This is a genomic window from Actinoplanes sp. NPDC049548 (assembly GCF_040676695.1).
GTDB lineage: Bacteria > Actinomycetota > Actinomycetes > Mycobacteriales > Micromonosporaceae > Actinoplanes.
This window is the reverse complement of record NZ_JBFAPM010000002.1, coordinates 313,131-335,282: the sequence shown is the minus strand read 5'-3', so window position 1 is coordinate 335,282 and position 22,152 is coordinate 313,131. Positions and strand designations below refer to the sequence as shown.

Below are 22,152 nucleotides of genomic sequence, written 5' to 3'. Positions count from 1 at the left end.
TAACGCATGACCACCTTCCGCTGGGGCGATCCCGCCGACGCCGTCACCCTGTCGCTGTCCGTGCGCGACCTGCTCTCCTCCGCGCTGGGCGTGACCGGACCGCGGCCGGCGGCCGAGCCGGTGCTCCCGGAGCCGGCGCCGCTGCCGGACTTCCCCGGGCTGGACGTCTCCGCCGCGGCCCGCCTGCGCCACGCCGCCGGGATGTCCACCGAGGACCTGCTCACCGCCCGCGGCGGCGCCGTGCCCGACGCGCCGGACGGCGTCGCCCGGCCGTCCTCGCACGAGGACGTCCTCGAAGTCCTGCGGCTCGCCGCCGAGCACCGGATCGCGGTCGTGCCGCAAGGCGGCCGCACGTCCGTGGTCGGCGGGCTGCGCGCCGTCCGCGACGGCTACGCCGGGGTCGTCGCCCTCGACCTGAGCGGCCTCGACAAGCTGCTCCGCCTCGACCGCACCTCCCGGACCGCCACCTTCGAGGCCGGCATCCGCGGCCCCCGAGCCGAGGAGCTGCTCAACGCCGAGGGGTTCACGCTCGGCCACTTCCCCCAGTCCTTCCAGTACGCGACGCTCGGCGGCTTCGCCGCGACCCGCTCCAGCGGCCAGGCGTCGGCGGGGTACGGCCGGTTCGACCAGATGGTCGTCGGCCTGCGCGCGGCCACCGGCGCGGGCACCCTCGACCTCGGCCGGGCGCCGCAGTCCGCGGCCGGGCCCGACCTGCGCCAGCTGATGCTCGGCTCCGAGGGGGCCTTCGGCGTGCTCACCGAGCTCACCGTGCGCATCCGGCCGCAGTGCGAGCTGAGCTATGCCGGGTGGGCGTTCCCCTCCTTCGAGGCCGGGATGCGGGCGGTGCGCGCCCTCGCCCAGGACGGCCCGCTGCCGGCGGTGCTGCGGTTGTCCGACGAGGCGGAGACGGCCATCAACGCGGCGACCGGTTCCGGCGCGGAGGCCGGCGGCGGCTGCCTCGCCATCGTCGGGCATCTGGAGGAGGCTCATCCCGCCGAGCAGCTCAAGGCGTACGGGGGTGAGCCGCTCGGTGCGGAGCCGGGGCGGGTGTGGGCCGCGGGCCGGTTCCGCGCACCGTACCTGCGCGACGCCCTCCTCGATGCGGGTGCGCTCGCCGAGACGCTGGAGACCGCCACCTTCTGGGACCGCCTTCCGGAGACGTACGCCGCCGTCCGGGACGCGCTGGTCGGCACGCTGGGCGCCGGGGGTACGCCGCCGATCGTCATGTGCCACATCTCGCACGTGTACGAGACCGGCGCGTCGCTCTACTTCACGGTGGTGGCGGCACAGGCCGAGGATCCGGTCGCGCAGTGGCGGGCGGCGAAGGTGGCGGCGGGCGAGGCGATCGTCGCGTCCGGCGCCACGATCAGCCATCACCACGGCGTCGGCCGCGACCACCGGCCCTGGTACGCCGAGGAGATCGGCCCGGTCGGCGTCGCCGTGCTGCAGGCGGTCAAGCGGGCCATGGACCCGCACGACGTCCTCAATCCCGGAATCCTGCTGCCGTGGTGATGCGCGAGACGTTCACCGCGGTCGTGAACCCCGCCGCCGGCGCGGGTACGGCCGCGGCCACGATGATCGCGCTGGCCCGGGCGTTGCGGGACAGCGGGGCACGGGTGCGGGTCGCGTACAGCAGGGGTCTGGAGCATGCCACCGAGCTGGCCGCCGCGGCAGCCGGGCAGGGTGAGACGGTGCTCGCGGCCGGTGGTGACGGGATGGCCGGGGCGGTCGCGGCCGGGCTGGCCGGCACGCGGGCCGAGCTGGGGGTGGTGCCGGCGGGCCGGGGGAACGACCTGGCCCGGGCCGTGCCGCTGCCGCGCGAGGACCCGGCGGCCTTCGCCGCGGCGCTGCGGGAGCGGGTCAGCCGGCCGGTCGACGTGGCGATGGCGGGGGACCGGGTGGTGCTCGGCAGCGTCTGCGCGGGTCTCGACGCGGCCGCGAACGCCGCGGCGAACCGCTGGCGCCTGCCGCGGCGGCCGATCGCCTACCAGATCGCGGCGGCCGGGGTGCTCGCTCGGTGGCGGCCGGTGACCTACGACCTGACGGTCGACGGGGCGCCGCAGCGGTTGCGCGGCAACACGGTCGTGGTGGCCAACTGCGCCTGGTACGGCGGGGCGCTGCGGGTGGCTCCGGCGGCGCGGCTGGACGACGGGCTGCTCGACCTCGTGACGATCGGCGAGATGAGCCGGCGCCGCCTGGTGCCGGTCCTGCGGGCGATGCGCCGCGGCGAGCACGTGACGATGCCGGGCATCGAGTGCCGGCCGGTCCGCGAGGTCACGATCGCCACGGACCGCCCGACGCCGTTCTACGCGGACGGCGAGCCGCTGCCGTCCGGTCCGCTCACGGTCCGCGTCCACCCCGGTGCGCTGCGCCTGATCGGAGCCTGAGGCGGGTATTCCCTCGGCGTATACTCTCAGCGTATAGTCGGCGACATGACGGTGCCGCTGACCCTCCTGGGGCTGCTCGAACGCGAACCCAGCCATGGCTACGACCTCAAGCGCGACTACGACACCTTCTTCGGGCGCGGCAAGCCGCTGTCGTTCGGGCAGGTCTACTCCACGCTCGGCCGGCTCGCACGCGACGGCAAGGTGGTCATCAGCGAGGTCGGCCCCGGCGTGGGGCCCGACCGCAAGCGCTACATCATCACCGACCTGGGCGCCACCGAGGTGGACACCTGGCTCACCGAGCCGGTCGAGCCCGAGCCGCACCTGCAGACCCTGCTCTTCGCCAAGGTCACGCTGGCGCTGATGCTGGGCCGCCCGGCGGAGGAGTACCTCGACACCCAGCGGGCCGCGCACCTGCGCCGGATGCGCGAGCTGACCGAGATCAAGCGGACCGGCGAGCTCGTCGACGCGCTGCTCGCCGACCACGGGCTGTTCCACCTCGAGGCCGACCTGCGGTGGATCGAGCTCACCGCGGCCCGGCTCGACGCCCTCGCCAAGGAGGTCCGCCGATGAGCCTCATCGCCGCCCGCAACGTCTCGCTGTCCTTCGGGCAGACCCCCGCGCTGCGGGGCGCGAGCCTGAGCGTCGACGCCGGGGAGATCCTCGCCATCATGGGCCCGAGCGGCTCGGGCAAGTCCACGCTGCTGCACTGCCTCGCCGGCATCCTCACGCCGGACACCGGTGAGATCCACTTCGACGGCCGCCGGGTCGACACCCTGCCCGAGACCGCGCGCAGCGCCCTGCGCCGGGACGCCTTCGGGTTCGTGTTCCAGTTCGGACAGCTCGTGCCCGAGCTCACCGCCGAGGAGAACGTCGCCCTGCCGCTGCTGCTCAACGGCGTACGCCGGGCCGCGGCGGTGCGCGAGGCGCGCGACTGGTTCCCCCGCCTCGGCCTCGACGGGCTGGAGCAGCGGCGCTCGGGCGAGCTGTCCGGCGGGCAGGCCCAGCGGGTGGCGCTCGCCCGCGGCCTGGTCGCCCGGCCCCGGGTGCTGTTCGCCGACGAGCCGACCGGCGCCCTGGACTCGCTCACCGGTGAGCAGGTCATGGACCTTCTCGTCGATGCGGCCCGCGAGCGCGGCACCACCGTCGTGCTGGTCACCCACGAGCCGCGGGTGGCCGCATACGCCGACCGCGAGGTCGTGGTCCGCGACGGCCGGGTCCACTCGCTCACCGCCGAGCCGGTCGTCTCATGATCCGCTTCGGGTTGCGCCTCACGGTCGCGGGGGGCCGGGAGGCGGTGCTGCGGCTGGTCATCATCGCTGCGGCGGTGGCTGTCGGGGTCGGCATGCTGCTGACCGCCGTGGCCGGCATGACCGGCGTGGAGCGGCAGAACGACCGCTACGGCTGGGCCAACGCCGCCGTGCACCCGGCCGAACAGGGTCCCCTGTGGTGGCACCTGCGCATCGACAGCTACGACAAGCGGGCCCTCGGCCGGGTCGACCTGGCCGCCGCCGCGCCGGGCGCACCCGTGCCGCCCGGCCTGCCGCGACTGCCCGGGCCCGGGGAGTTCTACGTCTCGCCGGCCCTGCGCGACCTGCTCGCGACCGCGCCCGCCGACCAGCTCGGCGCCCGCTTCCCCGGCCGGATGGCCGGCACGATCGGCCCGGCCGCGCTGCCCGCGCCGGACTCGCTGGTGGCCGTCGTCGGGTACGCCCCGGCGGACCTGGCACACCGCCCGGGCGCCGTGCGGGTCGACCGCATCCCGGCCGCGGCCCCCGCCAGCTGCCCGGGCGGCTGCTGGGCCGGCATCCCGTCGGCCGGGCTGCAGCTCATCCTGGCGGTGGTCGCGGGCGCGCTGATCTTCCCGCTGCTGATCCTCGTGGGCTCGGCGACCCGGCTCAACGCCACCCGGCGCGAGCAGCGGTTCGCGGCCATGCGGCTGGTCGGCGCGACACCCCGGCAGGTGGCGACCGTCGCCGCGGTCGAGTCCACAGTGTCCGCACTCGCCGGGACGGTGGGCGGGTTCATCCTGTTCTACGCCTTCCGCGACCTGCTGGCCGCCATCCCGTTCACCGGTGCGCCGATGTTCCCGTCGGACCTGTCGCCCGGCATCGCGGGCACCTTGGGCGTGGCGGTGGGCGTACCCGTGGCGGCCGCCCTGGTCGCCCGGTTCGCGTTGCGCCGCGTCCAGATCTCACCGCTCGGGGTGAGCCGGCGGGTCACGCCGCGGCCGCCGCGCGCGTACCGGCTCATCCCGATGGCCGTCGGGCTCGCCGAGCTGGCCTACTTCATCGGCCGCCGGCCGGACCGCACCGAGGACCAGATCCTCGCCTTCCTGCCCGGCATCCTCATCGTCATGGCGGGCCTGGTCATCGCGGGACCGTGGCTCACCATGGCCGGTTCCCGGCTGCTGGCCCGCCGGGCCCGGCGCCCGGAGTCGCTGATCGCCGCGCGCCGGCTCGCCGACGACCCCAGGGCGGGGTTCCGCGCGGTCAGCGGCCTGGTCCTCGCGCTGTTCGTGACCAGTGTCGCCGTGGGCGTGATGACGACGCTCTCGGCGGACCGCCCGCGGCCGGGCGTCGGCTACGACGGCGAGCTCGGGCTCATCTTCCGGGACGAGCGCGCGGCACCCACCGGGACGGTCGTCCCGGCCGGGCTCGCTGAGCTGCCCGGTGTCCGGACCGTGACGGTGGTCCGGGTGGCCCCCGAAGACCTGCCCCGGCCGCCGGGAAGCGCCGACCGGTTCTTCTTCCCCGACAGCCTCGCCGACTGCGCGGACATCGCCCGTACGCCCGGAGCAAGGCAGTGCGAGCCCGGGGCGACGACCGCGTGGGTGTGGGCCGATCTCGTCGGCCCCGACGAGTTCACCGGTCCCTGGCCCGCCGCGGACCTACCCGTGTCCCGGCTCCGCGAGCTCCCGGCGTTGTCGCTCATGGTGGACACGGACGGCTCGGCTGCCACCGTGGAGCGCGCCCGCACCATGATCACCACCGCGTACCCGACGTTGTGGGGTCCGGTGACGCCGGCCGAGTGGGAGGCGGACGCCGCCCGGGTCTTCGACGGCTGGCAGCGGCTGGCCGACGTGGTGGTGCTGGTCAGCCTGGCCATCGCCGGCCTCAGCCTCGCCGTCACCGTGGCGGGCGGGCTGGCCGAGCGCAAGCGGCCGTTCAGCATGCTGCGGCTGACCGGGGTGTCGCTCGCCACGCTGCGGCGGGTCGTGGCACTCGAGAGCGTGACACCGCTGCTGACGGCGGCGCTCGTGTCCGCCGGGTCGGGGTTCCTCTGCGCCCATCTGTTTCTCAAGGCACAGATGCACCTGTCGCTGAGGTCGCCGGGGCCCGGCTACTACGTCATCGTGGGGCTCGGGCTGGCGGTCTCCCTGGCGGTGATCACGTCGATGCTGCCGCTGCTGCGCCGCATCACCGGTCCCGAAGCGGCCCGCAACGACTGAGGGTCATCCGACGCGCGCCACCACGCCGTTGCAGGACACGTCCTCGATGGACGGGCGGGGGTGCGGGGCGCCGTCGGCACGCCAGCGGGACACCGACACCAGGCCCGGGTCGACGAGCTCGAGGCCGTGCAGGAGCTCGGCCAGGCGCTCGCCGGTGCGCGGCACGAAGCGGCCGTCGCGGTTGTTCGCGGTGAGCTCGGCGATCGCCTCCGGCGTCTGGTGCTCCCAGGTGGCGTGGGAGGCGACGACGTAGCTGCCGGCGGGCAGGGCGCCCACGAGCTTGTCGACGATGCCCTGCGGGTCCTCGTCGTCGCGGATGAAGTGCAGGACGGCGACGAGCAGCAGGGCGACCGGCTGGGTGAGGTCCAGGGTCGCGTGCAGGTCCGGGTGGCCCAGGATGTCCCCGGGCCTGCGCAGGTCGGCGTCGAGGTACGCGATCGCGCCCTCCGGCCCGCCCGTGATCAGCGCCCGGGCGTGGGTGAGCACGATCGGGTCGTTGTCGACGTACACGGTGCGGGTGGCCGGCTGGATCGCGCGGGCCACGTCGTGGGTGTTGCCGGGGGCCGGGATGCCGGTGCCGATGTCGAGGAACTGCCGCACACCCTGCCGCGCCAGGAACTCCACGGCGCGGCCGAGGAACATTCTGTTCTCCACCGCCATGAGCCGGATGGTCGGCATGGCGGCCTCGATGGCGTCACCGGAGGCCCGGTCCGCGGCGAAGTGGTCCTTGCCGCCGAGCCAGTAGTTGTACCGCCGGGCCGGATGCGCGACCGTCGAGTCGAACCGGTTCACATCCGCGTGGCCGCCGCTCACACTGCCTCCCACCGCTGGACGAGGGGAACGTCCGGTACCGATCTTAATGAGCGGATCGGCGGAGTCACGACGCCCGTTCGTGGACCAGCTCCCGACCGTCCTCGTCGTCCCACTGCTCGCCGACCTGGACGAACCCGAACCGGTGAGCCAGGGCGAGCGACGCCACGTTGTCCGGGCTGATGGACAGCCGCACGGTTCGCACGGCGGGCTCGCGGGCCGCGCGGTCGAGCAGGACACCGAGCGCTGCGGTGGCGTACCCGAGGCGCCGGAACGCCGGGTCGACCGCGTAGCCGATCTCCGCCAGGCCGGCGGGCGACGGCAGGCCGTGGAAGCCGGCCCGCCCGACGGCCCGCCGCCCGTCCTCGTCCCAGATGACGCCGGTGACCCAGGCCGCCTCCGCCGGGTCGGCCAGCACCTGCCGGTGGCGCCGCCGCCAGGTGCCGGCGTTGTCGGGCCCGGCCAGGTACGCCGACAGCGGCACCGGGCTCAGCGCGTTCGCCGCCACGAGGTCCTGCCGGGCGAGGGCCTCGAAGATCGCGGCGGTCAGGTGCACGATCCGCACCCGGGCGGGACGGGTCACGGCAGGAGCGAGCGGACGATCACGATGGCCAGGAAGACGACGATGAAGGCCAAGTCGATGCCGACGCCGCCGACGCGCAGCGGCGGCAGCACCCGGCGCACCGGGGCGAGCAGCGGTTCGGTGGCCGCGCGCACCCCGGCGGACAGACGGGACCGGAACGATCCGGGCATGCTCGGGCCGGCGATGGCGACGGTCCAGTCGAGCACCGCGCGAAGGATCAGCAGCACCTGGAGCAGCAGCAACAGCAGGCTCACCACGGCGAGCACGGAACCCATGGAATACCTCCAGAAGCCGGTGGGCCCCTCCACTATGCGGCGCTTTGTTGTGAAATCGCTGAACCTCAGGTGAGAACCGGGGTGGGCCGCAGCTGCGCGCCGCGTCCGGCCCACTTGCGAGACGAAACGGGGACTCCGTCTCGGCGACGCCATGATCCGAGACACCCACCTAGCCCGCCACGTCCACCAGGCGACGGCCGCGGCGGGCGGGAGTGGGGCGGCGGCGGATGACCCATTCGGCGACGGCGAGGTTCACGACCCAGCCGGCGAGCATGAGGAACGAGTGGCTGACCGGACCCTGCTCGCCGACCAGCAGCAGCCACGGCACGTTGGTGAACACCTGGGTCCCGGCGCCCATGCCGATGGCATAACCGCGGATCATCCACGCCTCGTGGCTCCGGAAGTCGCGACGGCGGACCGCGACCAGCCCCAGCACGATCGACGCGATCATCCCCCCGCCGAAGATCACCCGGTACACGTTGGTGGCCGCGTTGTCGGTCGCGGGCAGGTCGTAGGCGAACGTCATCCACAGACCCGAGGCGGCCGCGACCAGGCCGCAGACCATGAGGAGGTAACCGGCGACGCGGTGCCACCGGGGCCATCGGCGGCGCAGGACCGCCGAGAACTGGAAGGCGCCGACGATGCAGTAGGGCACTGCGCCGAGGACGTGCAGCACCACCGGCAGGGGCAGGTCGAAGAAGCGCTGGTTCTCCGCCGTCACCTCCGCCCCGGAGGCGAGCTCGGTGAGCCGGGCGGCGCCGGCCACCGACGGGACGAGGGCGAGTGCGACGAGTCCGGTGGGCGCGAGCCAGGTTCGGGAAGCCATGTCACGATCGTCACGGGAGATCGGGGTACGCCTCATCGCTCCCGGGGCTCGCATCGTCTGGTACCGCGGACGGAGGCGCGAGCCGTACTTATGGCCGATGCTCGTACGCCCACATGGCGATCTCCACCCGGTTCCGTGCCCCGAGCTTGGTCATCAGGCTGGCGACATGGGTCTTCACCGTGCTGAGGCTGATGTGCAGCTCGTCGGCGATCTCGGCGTTGGTCCGCCCGGCGGCCACCGTCCGCAGCACCTCCTCCTCCCGCTCGGTCAACGGCTCGACCGGCTGGCGCGGCGTTCCGGCGGGCCCGGCCGCGGCGAAGGTGTGCAGCAGCCGCGCGGTGATGCTGGGCGCGATGAGGGCGTCCCCGGCCGCGGCGGCGTGCACGGCCTGGGCCAGCATCGCGGCGCCGGCCTCCTTGAGCAGGAAACCGCGGGCGCCGGCGCGCAGGGCCGCGTACACGAGCTCGTCGAGGTCGAAGGTGGTGATGACGACGACCGGGATGGGGTCGGCCACGCCGGGGCCGGCGAGGAGCCGGGTCGCCTCGATGCCGTCGACGCCGGGCATGCGGATGTCCAGCAGGCACACGTCGGGCCGCAGGCTCAGGGCCAGCTCCACGGCGCGCTGACCGTTCGCCGCCTCGGCCACCACGGTGATGTCCGGGTGGGCGTTGAGCAGCATCGTCAAGCCCGTACGGACGATCTCCTGGTCGTCGGCGACCAGCACCCGGACGGTCATCCGGCCGCCCCGGCGAGCGGCAGGGTCGCCGTGACCGTCCAGCCGCGGTCCGGCCCGGGACCCGCCGCGCAGCTGCCGCCGAGCAGGCCGGCGCGCTCGACCATGCCCCTGATGCCGTAGCCGCCACCGGCCGGGCGTCCGTGCCCGCCGTCCCCGTCGTCGCTGACCCGCAGGCTGACCGCCTCGGCGCCCGCGTCGACGCGGACCTCGATGCGGCTCGCGTGACGCGCGTGCCGCTGGGCGTTCGTGATCGACTCCTGGGCCAGCCGGTAGACGGCGGCGCCGATCGGGGCCGGCACGCCGGACACGTCGCCGGTGATCCGCACGTCGACCTCCGGGCCGCCGCGCGCCTTGCCGGCGAAGGCGGTCACGTCGCCGATGCCCGGGCTGGGCGCCAGGTCGAGGGGCTCGCCGCGGCGCAGGACGCGGACCATCGTGCGCATCTCGGCGAGGGCCTGCGCCGCCTCCGACTCGATCAACCGCAGCGCGTCGGTGGCGGCGGCCGGGTCGGCGGCGGAGGTGGCCAGACCGGCCTGGGCGCGGATGGCCATGGCGGAGACGTGGTGGGCGACGGTGTCGTGCAGGTCCCGGGCCAGCTGCTCACGCTCGAGCAGCTTCACCTGGTCGAGCTCCCGGGCCCGGGCGCGGGCCCGGTAGCGCAGGGCGAGCGCCAGCGCGCCGGCCGAGCAGAGGACGACCACGCCCCCGGCGGCGTCGCCCGGCCCGATCTGACCGACGGCCGCGGAGACCGCGACCTTGACCGCGATGATCCCCGAGCCGAGCAGGATCTCCCGGCCGGAACCCCAGCGGACCAGGGCGTACGGGAGGATCAGCGGGTAGGCCGTGGCGTAGTGCTCGAGGCTCACCCCACCGGTGACGAGGGGGAGCAGGGCGGTCGCTCCGAACGCCACCGCGACCGCCGTCAGCGGCCGGGTCCGCCGCCAGAGCAGGGTCGGCAGCAGTGCCATCAGGACTGCCGCACCGGTGAACCGCGCGGGCAGGCCCGGCCGCAGGGCCGCTTCCAGCGGGATGAGGACCGCGAGGACGGCGACCAGCGCCCAGTCGCGCCACACCCGCGCCGGGGCCGCGGGCGGGCGCGGTTCGTCCCAGACGGAGCGGAGCATCGAGCGCACGGCCCGATGGTAGGGGCCGAGGGACTCCTAGTGGTAGCTGAGCTCTCCCGCCCGGATCGGTGCGGTGAGCGTGTTCTCCGGTGGTGCCAGGGGGCAGAGCCATGCGTCGTCGTACGCGCAGCTCGGGTTGTAGAGGTAGTTGAAGTCGAGCCGGACCCGGGTGGGGCCGAGCAGCTCGAGGCCGCGCCCGTGGGTGCCCTTGACCGTGTCGGTCAGGTACCGGCCGCCGCCGTACGTCTCCGTGCCGCTGGTCGCGTCGCGGACCGGGAGGAACAGCCCGCCGCCGTACGCCGCCAGCCACCACAGCGACAACGGGCCCCACGGGGTGTCGAGGATGCCGACGCGGTCGTAGCGGCAGACGCCGTCGGGGCCGCCGGTGTCGATGACCAGCTCGCCGGGGGCCACCCGCAGGTCCGCCTCGGTCACGTACTCGTCGGCGGGCGGGTAGTACTTCAGGCCGGCGAACGGCTCGCCCCGGGGGATCGCCGACTGCGGGTGGGTGGCGAAGAGGGCGTCGCGCCGGGTGCGGAAGTCGACGAGGTCGGTCGCGGTCAGGTAGAGGCGTGCGACCGCCGCCCGGTAGTCGGCCAGTTCGAGTGCCTGCACGGGTTCCACCGTAACGGCACCCTTGAGTAGATCTTGCGACTCCGCCAACGCTCGCCGGTGCGCACTGGATCTGGTTCCCCGAGAACGATCCGCCCGCCGCCACCCGCTACCTGCAGCGCACCTTCACCGGCCGGCACCACGGTGACGCTGCGACACGGCGAGATCCTCGACGCGGACGGGACGCTCTACGCGGCCAACCTCCGCGCGGCCCAGGCCACCGACACGTTCACGCTGGCCGGCGGTGGCACGGAGACGTTCGAGCCGCACTTCACCGTGCACGGCTACCGCTACGTGGAGCTGACCGGCTTCCCCGGCACCCCGACCGCCGACACCATCACCGGGCCGGCGGCCTGGACCGCCGGCGCGGGGACCGGGATGTTCACCACCTCGGACCCGCTGGTCAACCAGCTGCAGCACAACGTCCTGTGGGGCGCGCGTTCCAACATGCTGTCGATCCCCACCGACTGCCCGCAGCGCGACGAGCGGCTCGGATGGACCGGCGACATCGCGGCGTTCGGCGCCACGTCCACGTTCGCCCTCGACACCCACGGCCTGCTGGGGCGATGCGGGAGTGGTGGTGCCGTACGTGCTCTGGCAGCGCTACGGGGATCTGTCCGCCGTGGACCGGCGCTTCGACGCGATGGCCCGCTGGGTGGACTACCTCAAGGCCACCGGGGTGAAAACCTCATCCGCGACCAGGAGACCTACGGCGACTGGCTCAACGTCGACGACAACACGGCCAACGACCTGACGAGTACGGCGTTCACCGGCCGCTTCGTGGCGGCCGACGGCACGGTCGGCGGCAACAGCCAGACCGGCTACGTGCTCGCGCTGGCCTTCGGCCTCGTGCCGCAGGAGCGCGCGCAGGCGGTGGCCGACAAGCTCGCCGCCAAGGTGGCGTCCCGCAACGGGCACCTACATGAGCTCCCGCGGCGCAACCACCATTCGGGAGTGCTGGGACGGCATCCGGCCGGACGGTTCGCTGCAGGACCCGGGCATGAACTCCTTCAACCACCACGGCCTCGGGTCGGTCGGCGACTGGCTCTACCGCACGGTCGGCGGACTCGCCCCCGGTGCGCCCGGATATCAGAAGCTCCTGGTCGCGCCCAGGCCCGGCGGTTCGCTCACGGCCGCGACCACGTCGCTCACGACACGGTACGGCGAGACGCGTACGCAGTGGACACGCAGCGGAGGGAAGCCGACGCTGAGCGTCGTCGTACCGCCGAACACCACGGCGACGATCGAGGTGCCGGCGCCGTCCGCGGCCGTGGTCACCGCCCCGGCGGAGGCGGTGCCACAGGGCTATGCCGGCGGCGCTGCCGCGTACGCGCTCGGCTCCGGCTCGTACACGTTCACCGTGGGTCAGAGGGTCGCGAGCTCGGCGGCGAGCAGGCCGGTCAGCTGATCGTGCCGCTCGCCGCCGGCCGGGACGCCCCGGCTCGGCCCCTCGGCCAGCATCAGCAGGTAGAGGTGCACGCGATAGAGCGCCAGCCGGATCCGCGCCGGCTCGTCGAGCACCAGGCCGGTGGCCCCGGCGTACCCGCGCAGGAACGGGTGGTCCGGTTCGTCCTCGATGCGGCGGAACAGGGCGGGGGAGACGAGATCGAGCAGCGGGTCGCCGTAGAGGAACCGCTCGCCGTCCACGAGCCCGGTCAGCCTCCCTCCCTCGGTCAGTACGTTGCCGTCCCAGAGGTCGAAGTGCAGCAGCGCGGGCCGGTGGACGGCGGCCAGCACCGTGCGGTGGCGATCGACGGCGGCCCCGATCCCGGCCGGCAGCGGTACGTCCCAGTCGGCCGCGTCGGCGATCAGGGCCTCGACGATGGCGGTGAACGCCGTGGGCCAGTCCGCCCCGGACGGCCGGTCGCCGGTGTATCCGAAGTGGTCGCCGCACCGCTCGTGAACCCGGGCGATGGTGCGGCCCAGCTCCTCCCGTACCGGTGCCGAGTCCGGCTGCCCGGCCAGCGGGCGTCCCGGTAGGAGGGTCGTGGCCAGCCAGCCGTCGCCCAGGTGCAGCACCCGCGGAACCGGCGCCACCTCGGCGACCATGCGGAAGTAGGCCGCCTCGGCGGGGATCAGGTCGCGCTCGTAGCGCAGCAGGCGCGTCCCGGGCGGCGGACCCGCCTTGACCACGATGCGGCGGCCGTCGGTGAGCGTGGCACGCCACACGGCGGCGAACCCGCCACCGGACAGCTCCGCGGCATCGGCGACGGACGCCCCCAGAACGGGCGCCACCATCGCGTCGAGGGCGGCGGCGTCGAGAACTCGTTGGGTCGGACTGCGCATGCGACATTGTGCATTGCGCCCGGAAGGAGAAATCTGGAGAGGTTCGCGATGTGGCTCCAGCGCCCGGAGGGGTACAGACCCTGCATGACCGTCCGCGATGAACGGCCAAGGTTGGCGAACCGCGACCGGGACATCACCGTCCGCAATGCCCGGCCGGTGCCCGTCGCAGCCCCGGCGAGCGCCGACGACCTGCCGCGATACCTCCGTGCCCTGCGTCGCCTCTCGAACGCCGACGACCTGGCTGTCGCGTACGCCGGGTGCAGCCTCGCCGTCGAGGTGGCCGCGCGCGAGGGTGCGGCGGGCGGGCTGGTCATGGCGTACTCGGAACGCAGCTCCGCGGCCCGCCGCCTGGGCGACCTCCCCGCCGCCCGCCGGGACTGCGAGGCCGCTGCCGAGCTGCTGGAGGTCTCCGGCGCCGAGCCCCGGGGCGCCACAGCGGCGCTGCTCACCTCCCGGCGGATCGCGGTGCGCCTCGACCTCGGCGAGATCGACTCCGCCGACGCGCTGCTGGCGGCCACGCCCTTCGGCGGCGACGACCTGCCCGACGACTCCGAGTTCCTGCTCCTGCGCTACGTCCGCGGGCGCCTGCACGCCGCCGCCGGCCGCCCGGGGGAGGGCCTGGCCGACCTGTACCACTGCGGCGAACGGGTGGCCGCCCGCCGCTCGGACCACCCGGGGGTGCTGCCCTGGCGGTCGGCCGCGGGTCTCGTCCTCACCGGGCTCGGGGCGGCCGAGGCCGCCGAGCGGCTGGTCGCCGAGGAGGTGGCGCTGACCCGCCGGCACGGGCTGGCGTCGGCGCTCGGGCGGGCGCTGCGCATCCAGGGCCAGGTGCGGCCCGGGCTGGCCGGGATGGGCGCGGCCGAGGAAGCCGTACGGGTCCTGCAGGGCACGCCTCGGCGCTTCGAACGGGCCACCGCGCTGGTCGACCTCGGCGGGCTGCTCAACCTGGCCCGCCGCCGCCCGCAGGCCCGCCGGGTGCTGCGGGACGGGCTCGAGCTGGCGGAACAGTGCGGGGCGCCGGCGCTCGTGGCGCGGGCGAGGAGCTACTACGCCGGGCGGTCGCCCAGCCGGTGACGGTGCGTCGCGGCTATACGGCGATCGGGTCGCGGGGAGCCCAATGGGTGTGCTCGCCGAACGCGCGGTAGCGGTGCAGCGCGAGGAAGAGCCAGCCGAGGCTGAGGATCGCCAGGATGACGAAGGGCACCACACCCCCGAACGTGTCCCAGGCGGTGTGCATGGCGACGGCGCCGACGAACGTACCGAGAAAGGCCAGCAGCTTCTTGCCGGTCGGCGTGGCGACCAGGGCCCAGAGTGCGCCGCAGGTCAGGCCCGTCCATGCGGTGTGACCTGCCGGAGCGGTGAGCCCCCGGACGAACAGGGTCTCCTGCACGGCGCTGATGTTGCCCTTCGACGACAGCAGGGCGGTGAAGCCGTACCCCATGGTCTCGAGCGCGGCGAAGCCCATGCCGGACGCCACCCCGATGACCAGCCCGTCCGAGGGCAGCCGCCGGCCGTGCCGGGCCAGCAGCGCGAAGAGCAGGACCACCGGGATGATCATCTTCGCCGCCTCCTCGATGACGGCGACGAACAGCATGGGCAGCGCCCCGAGCCCGCGCAGCGCGTCGTACTCGAGCGTGCCGGCGACGACCACGCCGATGACCCCGCCGAAGAACGCCGCGACCACCAGCGCGGACGCCGGCACCTGCCAGCGCCCGGTGCGGGCCTGCGCGAAGGTCAGGAAGGCCAGCGGTACGACGGTCGCACCGAGCAGCAGCAGGGACGGCACGAAGTTGGGGTTCTGGGTCCGGACCAGGGTCCGGAGCACGACGACGTAGAGCACGAGCCCGATGACCAGGACGCCGAGCCAGGCCCACCGCCGAGAGCGACCACGCATGCCGGGAAGTCTTTCGCATGTCCGCGGGATCCGCCACCGCTCACCAGGCTGCATCGGCAATTCTCAATTCAGTTCTCCGATGACACACATTTGTCAGGAGAAAATGAACGGACGTGACGGCCGTCATGAATCAATGCCTCGGCCGCCTTCAGTTAACAAACCTATGTTTTGGTTGGCCCCGGGGATTCGGCCCGTCGGGCCGTGCATTTTCAACTCATGGGGAGCACTGTCATGCCCGCGTCAGCCGCGCTCGACGCGCCGCCGGCCAGCTCAGAAATGGTAGAGGCGGAGCCACTGCTGCCGGCACCGCCGGACGACACCGAACTGTATGCCTATTTCGGACCGCAGCGCCGATGGGTTTTGTTGTGCGTGTCACTGTCGTACGCCTTCACGGCCGCCACGCTGTTCTTTTTCGCCCTGCGTCATCCCGCTCTGTGGGTGTTCCTGGTCGTTCTGGGGCTCAATGTGGCCGGATGGCTGCTGTCCTGCATGGACGGCCAGCGCCAGCGCCGCCTCACCCGCGACTCGCACGAGCTTCTGGTGCGGGCGTGGCATCCGGCCGTCGTGCCGAGCGTCGACGTCTTCCTGCCCACCTGCGGCGAGCCGCTCGGGGTGCTGCGCAACGCGTACGACCACGTGGCACGCATGCAGTGGCGCGGGGCGCTGCGCTTCTGGGTGCTCGACGACGCCGCCCGCCCGGAAGTGCGCGACCTCGCAGGCGAGTACGGGTTCACCTACCGGACCCGGCCCGACCGGGGACACCTCAAGAAGGCGGGGAACCTCAACGACGCCCTCTCGCTCAGCGACGGTGAGCTGATCGCGATCTTCGACGCCGACTTCTGCCCGCGTACCGACTTCCTGCAGCACCTCGTGCCGTACCTCGAGGCGCCCGACATCGGCATCGTGCAGAGCCCGCAGTCCTTCGACACCGACGCGCGGATGCCGTGGCTGCAGCGCGCCGCGGGCGCGGCGCAGGAGTGGTTCTTCCGCTGGCTGCAGCCGTCGCGGGACGCCGACGACGCGGCCATCTGCTGCGGCAGCAACGCCGTCTACCGCCGGTCGGCGGTGGAGCGCATCGGCGGCTTCGCCCGGCTCGAGCACAGCGAGGACCTGTACACCGGGCTGGCGATGCTGTGCGCCGGCTACCGCACCCGCTACGTCCCGGTCCAGGTCGCCAAGGGCCTGTCACCCGACACGATGCCCGCGTTCGTCAACCAGCAGTACCGGTGGGCGATGGGCAACCTGCACCTGCTCGTCGACTCCGGCTTCCGCCGCATGCCGGCGCCCTGGCGGTTGCGGCTGGCGTACGCCAACGGGGTGTTCGGCTACCTGCTGGCCGCGGTCAACGCCTTCGCCGCGCCGCTGCCGCCGCTGGTGATGATGTTCTGCTTCCCGGGCGAGATCCGCGCCTGGCACGTGCTGCCGCTGCTCGCCCCGCTGTGGGTCTGGCTGGTGCTGCTGCCCTCGGTCTCGGCGACCCGATGGCGGATGGAAGTGATCCGTGCCCACCTGATGGTGAGTTTCGCCGGAGCGGTCGCGCTGCTGCACACGCTGCGGCATCGGGCGGCGGCGTGGGTGCCCACGGGCGCCGGGGGCGGGCGCTCCCCGCTCGCGCGTACGGTCGGCCGGGTCGCCCTCGGCTGGCTGGCCACCACCACGGTGGCCCTGTGGTGCGGCGTCGCGTACGACGTCGCCCGCTACGGCTGGGCGCAGCACTGGGGTGTCGCGGGCTACGCCGTCGTCATGTCGTACCTGACCGTGCCGCTGATCGCGGCCCTCTGGCAGCGGGAGAACCGATGACCGACGACCGGATCGGCTGGCCGGAGTCCGTGGCCGTGACCGCCGTCCTCGCCCTGATCGCCCTGGTCGCCAGCGGCTGGGTGGACCCGATGCTGCCGTGGGCCCGGTGACGCCGGCCATGACGCTGACCGCCGCCCCGGCCCCGGTCGCGACCGCGGGTTCCCGAGCGCTGGCCTACCGGCTGAACTTCCGGCCCGACATCGAGGGCCTGCGGGCCGTCGCGATCCTCACCGTGCTGGGCTTCCACGCCGGTGTTCCGTTCTTCTCCGGCGGATACGTCGGTGTGGACGTCTTCTTCGTCGTGTCCGGCTTCCTCATCACGGGACTGCTGCTGGCCCGGGTCACGGCGCACGGCACGTTCTCGCTGGCCGACTTCTACGCCCGGCGAGCGCGGCGCATCCTGCCGGCGGCCGGCGTGACCCTCGCCGCGACGGCTCTCGGGTGCTGGCTGCTGTTGCCACCGCTGGGTCGCGCCGACGCCGCGTACGACCTCATCGCCGCCGCGCTCAGCGTCGCGAACTGGCGGTTCATCGCCGGTCAGACCGACTACCTGGCCGCGCACGCCGAGCCCAGCCCGGTGCTGCACTTCTGGTCACTGGCGGTCGAGGAGCAGTTCTATCTGGTGTGGGCGCCGCTGCTGCTGCTCATCGCGGTGCTGGCCCGGCGGTGGCGACGGTCCGCGCTGCCGGGCATCGCGGTGGCGGTCGGCGTGGTCACCGCCGGCTCGTTCGCGCTGAGCCTGCACTGGACCGCTGTCGCGGCGCCGCTGGCGTACCTGGCGTCCCCGTCGCGGGCCTGGCAGTTCGGGATCGGCGCCGCTGCCGCCCTCGTCGCGCCGTACGTCGCGCGCATCCTGTCGCGCCGCGGCGGAGCCTGGGCGCGGGCGGTGACCGGCTGGGCCGGTGTCGCCGCGATCGGCTGGGCGACGGTGACCTTCGACGGGCTCACCGCGTTCCCCGGCACGGCGGCGCTGGTCCCGACGCTCGGTGCCGCAGCCGTCATCCTCGCCGGCCAGCGAGCCGACGACCGGTCGCCGGCGGGCGTGGAGGCGGGCCGCCTGCTCGCCACCGGGCCGTCGCGTGCGGTCGGGCGGCTCTCGTACGCCTGGTACCTCTGGCACTGGCCGGTGCTCGTGCTCGCCCAGGCGCGTCTCGGCGAGCTGGCCTGGCCGGCGCGCGCGGCCCTGGTCGTCGCGGCCGCCCTCCCCGCCGTCGTGACCACGCGGCTGGTCGAACGCCCCCTGCGGTTCTCGCTCGTGGTGGCCGCCAGGCCGCGCCGGGGACTCGCCCTCGGTGCCGTTGCGGTGGCCGTACCGCTCGTCGCCGCACTGCTGCTGGGCACCGGAGCGATCCGCCAGCTGGAGTCGGACGCGCGCAACGCGGCCGGTCCCCTCCCGGCGGGCGCGACCGGCGGGCCGTCGCTGCTGGCCACGCCCGGACCGGCCGGCGACGGCGGACCGGTGCGGCCCGCGCCGGCGCAGGCCCGCGTGGACTTCCCGCCGATCGCCGGCTGCGAGATCCCGCCGGAGGCCACGACCGGTCCGGCGTGCCGCTACGGCCCGCCCGGCGCCTCCGACCGGATCGTGCTGATCGGCGACTCGCACGCCGGACAGTGGTTCACCGCGGTCGAGCAGCTGGCGTCGCGGCGCGGCTGGGCGGTGGAAGTGCTGGTGAAGCAGGGGTGCCCGCTGCCCCGGCTGACCGTACGCAACCCGCAGCTGGGCCGCACCTACACCGAGTGCGACACCTGGCGGGAACGGACGCTGGCCCGGCTGGCCGCCGGGCCCCGGCCGCGCCTGATCGTGGCGGCCAGCCTCAACCGGTACACGGCCGACGCCCGGGCGCTGGCCCGTGGCTGGGAGAGCACACTGGACCGGCTCGTCGCGACGGGTGCGCCGGTCGCGTACCTGCGGGACACCCCGACCTTCGGCCGGGACGTGCCCACCTGCGTCTCGGGCGCGCTGCAGTCCTGGCGCCGGTGCGCCGTGGACCGGGAGGCGGCGCTGCCGCGCGATCAGCTCGCCGAGGAGCTCGCGCAGGGCCGCCATGCGGGGGTTTCGGTCGTCGACCTGACCCGAGCCGTCTGCCCGCCCGGCCGGCAGTGCCCGGCCGTGCGCGAGGGCATCCTGCTCTACCGCGACGGTTCGCACCTCACCAGCACGGCCGCCACGATCCTGGCGCCGCGGCTGGAGAACGAGATCGACCGCCTGAAGCTGCTGCCGGCGGTGAACCGGTGAGGCGGCTCGCGGCCGGCGTCGCGGTGATGCTGGCACTGACGGTCGCCGGGTGCACGGAGCCGACGCCCCAGCCTTCGCCGCCTCCATCGTGGACCGGGGTGTGGCGCGAAGACTTCACCGGTCCGGCCGGCGGCCGGCTGTCCGGCCAGTGGCGTTACGACACCGGTACGTGCTACCCGGGCTGCCCGGCGCCGCACTGGGGCACCGGTGAGATCGAGACGATGACCGACGACCCGGCCAACGTCTCGCTCGACGGAACCGGTCACCTCGCCATCACACCCCGCCGGACCGCCGGCGGCTGGACCTCCGGCCGGGTGGAGACCGAGAGCGCGGACTTCGCGCCGCCGGCGGGCGGTGTGCTGCGGGTCGAGGCGGCCCTGCGGCTGCCGGGCGTCGCCGCCGCCGACGGCGCGGGCTACTGGCCGGCGTTCTGGATGCTGGGCGCGCCGTTCCGCAACGGTTACACCGACTGGCCGGGCGCCGGGGAGATCGACGTGATGGAGTCGGTCAACGGCCGCGGCACGATCGTCGGCGCCATGCACTGCGGCGAGCTGCCCGACGGCCCGTGCCACGAGGCGCGCGGCGGCCTGGGCTCGCCGGAGCAGGCCTGCGCCGACTGCGGCTCCCGGTTCCACGTGTACGCGGCGGAGCTCGACCTGTCGGCCAGCCCCGCGGAGGTGCGGTGGTACCTCGACGGAACGATGTTCCACAAGGTCACCGCCGCCCAGGTGGGCGAGCCGGCCTGGAGCCGGGCGACCGGGCACGGCTTCTTCGTCATCCTCAACGTGGCGATCGGCGGTGCGTTCCCCGCAGCCCTCGGCGGCCGGCCGACGAACGCCACCGAGCCGGGCCGGTCGATGCTCGTCGACTACGTCGCCGTCACGCAACGGCGGCCCGGCTGACGGTGCTCCGTCAGTGTCCCGGTGGCGACCACGTCGGCGTCTTGACGATGGTCGCCACCGAGGGCTTCATCCTGTACTGCACCGGCTCCTGCTCCTCGGTCAGCTGGTAGTCCCAGGGGCATCGGGAGTGCACGGCGTTCACCCAGATGTGCAGCGAATGGTGCACGCCCTCGAGGATCGAGGGCGTCCAGTTCAGCGGCGGCTGGAAGAACACCTGGCTGTCGACCGGTTCGGGCGCCGCGGCGGCGATCGTCTCGATCAGGTTGCGCCAGCGGCGAGTCAGCGGCACATCCATGATCTTTTCCATGGTGTCTTCCGGGGTCGGTGCCTCGCGGTACTTCGTCGCAGACTTCATACCCGTCCGATCGGCGCGAACCCCGCCGGTTTTGAGCCGCACCAGGGACAAAACCAGGTCAGACCTTTCGGCAGGGAGCATCCACCGTGCTGAGCGACCGCCACGGAGCGCACCGGGGCCGGATCACCCCTGTCGCCGGGCGGAGCGCACCAGGGCGAAGAGTGCTTTGAACGGTGCGGAGACCACCCACCAGATCGCCGCGAAGAACTTGTCGACGGCCCAGTCGATGACCTTCTCCACCTGGTCGAACAGCAGGATGAAGGGAAGGAACACCAGGTACAGGCCGCACGTGCAGACGGTCAGCAGCACGTGGACCAGGAGGTCACTGTCAGAGGAGGCCAGCCGGTCGAGGAGGTCCGGACGGCGGTCGTTCGGGGGCCCGGGGTAGTGGGGGTGCATGCGGGCAGGGTAGAAGATCATCGCATCGTCGAATCTTCCGCCCGCGCCGACGGGTGTGATAGACCCGGAACGGCATGCATTTACATTGATCGAATCAAGGAGGCCGCATGGCCACGTCGATCAGCCGTCGTTCCGTCCTGGCCGCCGGCGCCGGAGCCGCCGTCGGGCTGACGCTGCCGGGTGCGGCGGCAGTGGCCGACGGCCACGTGTCCACGAGGGTGCGGTTCACCCTCAACGCCGTGACGCTGGACGGTGGTGAGCAGGTCGTGTCGCTCACCCTCGCCACCGCGAGGTTCGGCCCGATCGACCCGGCGAGCCTGACGACCGCCACCTTCAGCGTGCATGCCAAGGCCACCAGCCCGATCCCGCTCGCTCCCGGCGACCAGATCTTCAGCGAGTACGACCTGGACCGCGCGGTGACCGCCGTCCGGCTCGACCGCCACGGCGACATCGTGCTCGACCTCGCGTACGCCGAAGGCCAGGTCGGCGGCGGCACCCTCGGCTACATCGCGAGCCGCGGCCGCAACGTCCGGCTGGACCTCGTCTACACCATCACCCAGCACAGCCCCTTCGTCGTCCGCGGGCGCCGCCGGGTGACCATCACCGACTTCATCCAGGGCCGGCTGTCCAACCCCGAAGTGGACGCGTTCAGCTACCACACCTCCCGCTCGGGCATGAAGTACCGCCTGTACTCGCCGCCTCGTCGCTCCGCCGGCCGCGGCGGGCACCCGCTGGTGCTCTGGCTGCACGGCGGCGGGGAGGGCGCATCGCTTCCCGACGGCTACTACGACAACGAGACCACGCTGCGAGCCAACCGGGGTGCGCTGGGCTTCGCCACCCCGGAGGCACAACGGATCTTCGCCGGGGCGTACGTCGTGGCCCCGCAGAGCACCTCCCGCTGGCTCGACGACGGCGACGGCTTCGCGCCGCTGATCCGCCAGATCGTCAGCGAGGTCGCCCGCCGGCACCGCGTCGACCGCGACCGGATCTACGTCGTGGGCGCCAGCAACGGCGGCTACATGAGCCTCAAGATGACCACCGTCTACCCGGACCTGTTCGCAGCCTCCGTCCCGATCTGCGGCGTCGTCGAGTCCCTCCAGCCCGGCGGCCCCCGGATGATCACCGACGCCGAGCTGCGCAGCATCGACACCCCGACCTGGCTCGTGGCCTCACGAGACGACGACACCGTGCCGCCTGGGCCCAACACCGTCCACGCGCACGACCTCATCCCGGGCTCGCTGATGACGCTGTACGACCACGTCGTCTGGAACGGGCACCAGTTCCCCGGCCACTGGTCGTGGATCTACGTGGCCCGCAACGACCCGAGCATCGACGGCACCCACATCTGGCAGTGGATGGCCCGGCAGCGCGCCTGACACCGGCGCACCTTCACGGTGTGCGCGCTGTACCAGCCCTCGGCGGCCCTGTTCGGTGCCCCATGGGGCATGGTGGCCCCTGCTTCGTTGACACGGATGTCTC

General features: G+C 73.6%; 22 protein-coding genes and 3 pseudogenes. 14 read left to right on the top strand and 11 right to left on the bottom strand.

The annotated features are described in order from the left end of the window. Window positions 1-6: 6 nt before the first annotated feature. From AB0J80_RS05650 to AB0J80_RS05630, 5 genes are read left to right on the top strand one after another with little or no spacing between them, the layout of a single operon-like run. A complete protein-coding gene (locus tag AB0J80_RS05650) occupies window positions 7-1,512 on the top strand; it encodes an FAD-binding oxidoreductase (RefSeq protein ID WP_364700752.1) in 1,506 nt (501 codons plus the stop codon). Continuing rightward, a complete protein-coding gene (locus tag AB0J80_RS05645; RefSeq protein ID WP_364701310.1) occupies window positions 1,512-2,387 on the top strand; it encodes a diacylglycerol kinase family protein in 876 nt (291 codons plus the stop codon). Before AB0J80_RS05650 ends, AB0J80_RS05645 begins: the two co-directional genes overlap by 1 nt. Before the next feature lie 45 nt (window positions 2,388-2,432). After that, a complete protein-coding gene (locus AB0J80_RS05640; protein WP_364700750.1) occupies window positions 2,433-2,957 on the top strand; it encodes a PadR family transcriptional regulator in 525 nt (174 codons plus the stop codon). Beyond that, a complete protein-coding gene (locus AB0J80_RS05635) occupies window positions 2,954-3,637 on the top strand; it encodes an ABC transporter ATP-binding protein (protein WP_364700748.1) in 684 nt (227 codons plus the stop codon). The genes AB0J80_RS05640 and AB0J80_RS05635 overlap by 4 nt, the downstream gene beginning before the upstream one ends. Continuing rightward, window positions 3,634-5,835 carry an FtsX-like permease family protein gene (locus tag AB0J80_RS05630; protein ID WP_364700747.1) on the top strand — a complete coding sequence of 734 codons (2,202 nt, stop codon included), beginning with the start codon at window positions 3,634-3,636 and terminating at the stop codon, window positions 5,833-5,835. Before AB0J80_RS05635 ends, AB0J80_RS05630 begins: the two co-directional genes overlap by 4 nt. A gap of 3 nt (window positions 5,836-5,838) precedes the next feature. Here the strand turns inward: AB0J80_RS05630 and AB0J80_RS05625 are convergent, their stop codons facing one another. The 7 genes from AB0J80_RS05625 to AB0J80_RS05595 form a co-directional block, all read right to left on the bottom strand. Further along, window positions 5,839-6,648 (bottom strand): SAM-dependent methyltransferase, encoded by an 810-nt coding sequence (locus tag AB0J80_RS05625; RefSeq protein WP_364700745.1) that lies wholly within the window; start codon window positions 6,646-6,648, stop codon window positions 5,839-5,841. Window positions 6,649-6,712: 64 nt separating this feature from the next. Then, the gene (locus AB0J80_RS05620; protein ID WP_364700743.1) at window positions 6,713-7,228 is read right to left on the bottom strand and encodes a GNAT family N-acetyltransferase; all 516 of its coding nucleotides are present in this window, start codon (window positions 7,226-7,228) and stop codon (window positions 6,713-6,715) included. Then, entirely contained in the window at window positions 7,225-7,503 is a 279-nt protein-coding gene (locus AB0J80_RS05615; RefSeq protein WP_364700741.1) for a YggT family protein, read from the bottom strand. Before AB0J80_RS05615 ends, AB0J80_RS05620 begins: the two co-directional genes overlap by 4 nt. Window positions 7,504-7,672: 169 nt before the next feature. Further along, window positions 7,673-8,329 carry a DUF2306 domain-containing protein gene (locus tag AB0J80_RS05610; protein WP_364700739.1) on the bottom strand — a complete coding sequence of 219 codons (657 nt, stop codon included), beginning with the start codon at window positions 8,327-8,329 and terminating at the stop codon, window positions 7,673-7,675. Window positions 8,330-8,417: 88 nt separating this feature from the next. Further along, window positions 8,418-9,065 (bottom strand): response regulator transcription factor, encoded by a 648-nt coding sequence (locus AB0J80_RS05605; protein WP_364700737.1) that lies wholly within the window; start codon window positions 9,063-9,065, stop codon window positions 8,418-8,420. Further along, a complete protein-coding gene (locus AB0J80_RS05600; RefSeq protein WP_364701308.1) occupies window positions 9,062-10,189 on the bottom strand; it encodes a histidine kinase in 1,128 nt (375 codons plus the stop codon). Before AB0J80_RS05600 ends, AB0J80_RS05605 begins: the two co-directional genes overlap by 4 nt. A 36-nt stretch (window positions 10,190-10,225) precedes the next feature. Next, the gene (locus tag AB0J80_RS05595; protein ID WP_364700735.1) at window positions 10,226-10,804 is read right to left on the bottom strand and encodes a DUF1684 domain-containing protein; all 579 of its coding nucleotides are present in this window, start codon (window positions 10,802-10,804) and stop codon (window positions 10,226-10,228) included. 57 nt (window positions 10,805-10,861) lie between these two features. Here AB0J80_RS05595 and AB0J80_RS05590 point away from each other — a divergent pair. The 4 genes and pseudogenes from AB0J80_RS05590 to AB0J80_RS05575 form a co-directional block, all read left to right on the top strand. Continuing rightward, a pseudogene (locus tag AB0J80_RS05590) lies at window positions 10,862-11,086 on the top strand (family 78 glycoside hydrolase catalytic domain); the annotation flags it as partial. 93 nt (window positions 11,087-11,179) lie between these two features. After that, a pseudogene (locus AB0J80_RS05585) lies at window positions 11,180-11,555 on the top strand (hypothetical protein). 26 nt (window positions 11,556-11,581) lie between these two features. Next, a pseudogene (locus tag AB0J80_RS05580) lies at window positions 11,582-11,801 on the top strand (hypothetical protein); the annotation flags it as partial. Next, window positions 11,802-12,209 (top strand): alpha-L-rhamnosidase C-terminal domain-containing protein, encoded by a 408-nt coding sequence (locus tag AB0J80_RS05575; RefSeq protein WP_364701306.1) that lies wholly within the window; start codon window positions 11,802-11,804, stop codon window positions 12,207-12,209. Here the strand turns inward: AB0J80_RS05575 and AB0J80_RS05570 are convergent. Continuing rightward, the gene (locus AB0J80_RS05570) at window positions 12,167-13,087 is read right to left on the bottom strand and encodes an aminoglycoside phosphotransferase family protein (protein WP_364700733.1); all 921 of its coding nucleotides are present in this window, start codon (window positions 13,085-13,087) and stop codon (window positions 12,167-12,169) included. The genes AB0J80_RS05575 and AB0J80_RS05570 overlap by 43 nt on opposite strands. An 84-nt stretch (window positions 13,088-13,171) precedes the next feature. Here AB0J80_RS05570 and AB0J80_RS05565 point away from each other — a divergent pair, with 84 nt between their 5' ends. Then, window positions 13,172-14,161, top strand: coding sequence for a hypothetical protein (locus tag AB0J80_RS05565; RefSeq protein WP_364700731.1), 990 nt, complete (start codon window positions 13,172-13,174; stop codon window positions 14,159-14,161). A gap of 13 nt (window positions 14,162-14,174) precedes the next feature. Here the strand turns inward: AB0J80_RS05565 and AB0J80_RS05560 are convergent, their stop codons facing one another. Continuing rightward, window positions 14,175-14,981 (bottom strand): PrsW family glutamic-type intramembrane protease, encoded by an 807-nt coding sequence (locus AB0J80_RS05560; protein ID WP_364700729.1) that lies wholly within the window; start codon window positions 14,979-14,981, stop codon window positions 14,175-14,177. A gap of 369 nt (window positions 14,982-15,350) precedes the next feature. Between AB0J80_RS05560 and AB0J80_RS05555 the strand changes: the two genes are divergently transcribed. The 3 genes from AB0J80_RS05555 to AB0J80_RS05545 all read left to right on the top strand — a co-directional run bounded on the left by AB0J80_RS05555 (window position 15,351) and on the right by AB0J80_RS05545 (window position 19,919). Further along, a complete protein-coding gene (locus tag AB0J80_RS05555; RefSeq protein WP_364700727.1) occupies window positions 15,351-16,781 on the top strand; it encodes a glycosyltransferase family 2 protein in 1,431 nt (476 codons plus the stop codon). A gap of 106 nt (window positions 16,782-16,887) precedes the next feature. Continuing rightward, window positions 16,888-19,017 carry an acyltransferase family protein gene (locus AB0J80_RS05550; RefSeq protein WP_364700725.1) on the top strand — a complete coding sequence of 710 codons (2,130 nt, stop codon included), beginning with the start codon at window positions 16,888-16,890 and terminating at the stop codon, window positions 19,015-19,017. After that, complete coding sequence (locus tag AB0J80_RS05545) at window positions 19,014-19,919, top strand: glycoside hydrolase family 16 protein (RefSeq protein ID WP_364700723.1); 906 nt, start codon at window positions 19,014-19,016, stop codon at window positions 19,917-19,919. Before AB0J80_RS05550 ends, AB0J80_RS05545 begins: the two co-directional genes overlap by 4 nt. A gap of 10 nt (window positions 19,920-19,929) precedes the next feature. Here AB0J80_RS05545 and AB0J80_RS05540 read toward each other — a convergent pair whose 3' ends face one another. Both AB0J80_RS05540 and AB0J80_RS05535 read right to left on the bottom strand, forming a co-directional pair. Further along, window positions 19,930-20,226 (bottom strand): hypothetical protein, encoded by a 297-nt coding sequence (locus tag AB0J80_RS05540; protein WP_364700721.1) that lies wholly within the window; start codon window positions 20,224-20,226, stop codon window positions 19,930-19,932. 171 nt (window positions 20,227-20,397) lie between these two features. Continuing rightward, window positions 20,398-20,673, bottom strand: coding sequence for a hypothetical protein (locus AB0J80_RS05535; RefSeq protein ID WP_364700719.1), 276 nt, complete (start codon window positions 20,671-20,673; stop codon window positions 20,398-20,400). Between the two features lie 107 nt (window positions 20,674-20,780). On the opposite strand from AB0J80_RS05535, the gene AB0J80_RS05530 reads away from it, so the two are divergent. Further along, on the top strand, window positions 20,781-22,049 hold the full coding sequence (locus tag AB0J80_RS05530; RefSeq protein WP_364700717.1) for a PHB depolymerase family esterase: 1,269 nt from the start codon (window positions 20,781-20,783) through the stop codon (window positions 22,047-22,049). Window positions 22,050-22,152: the final 103 nt, after the last annotated feature.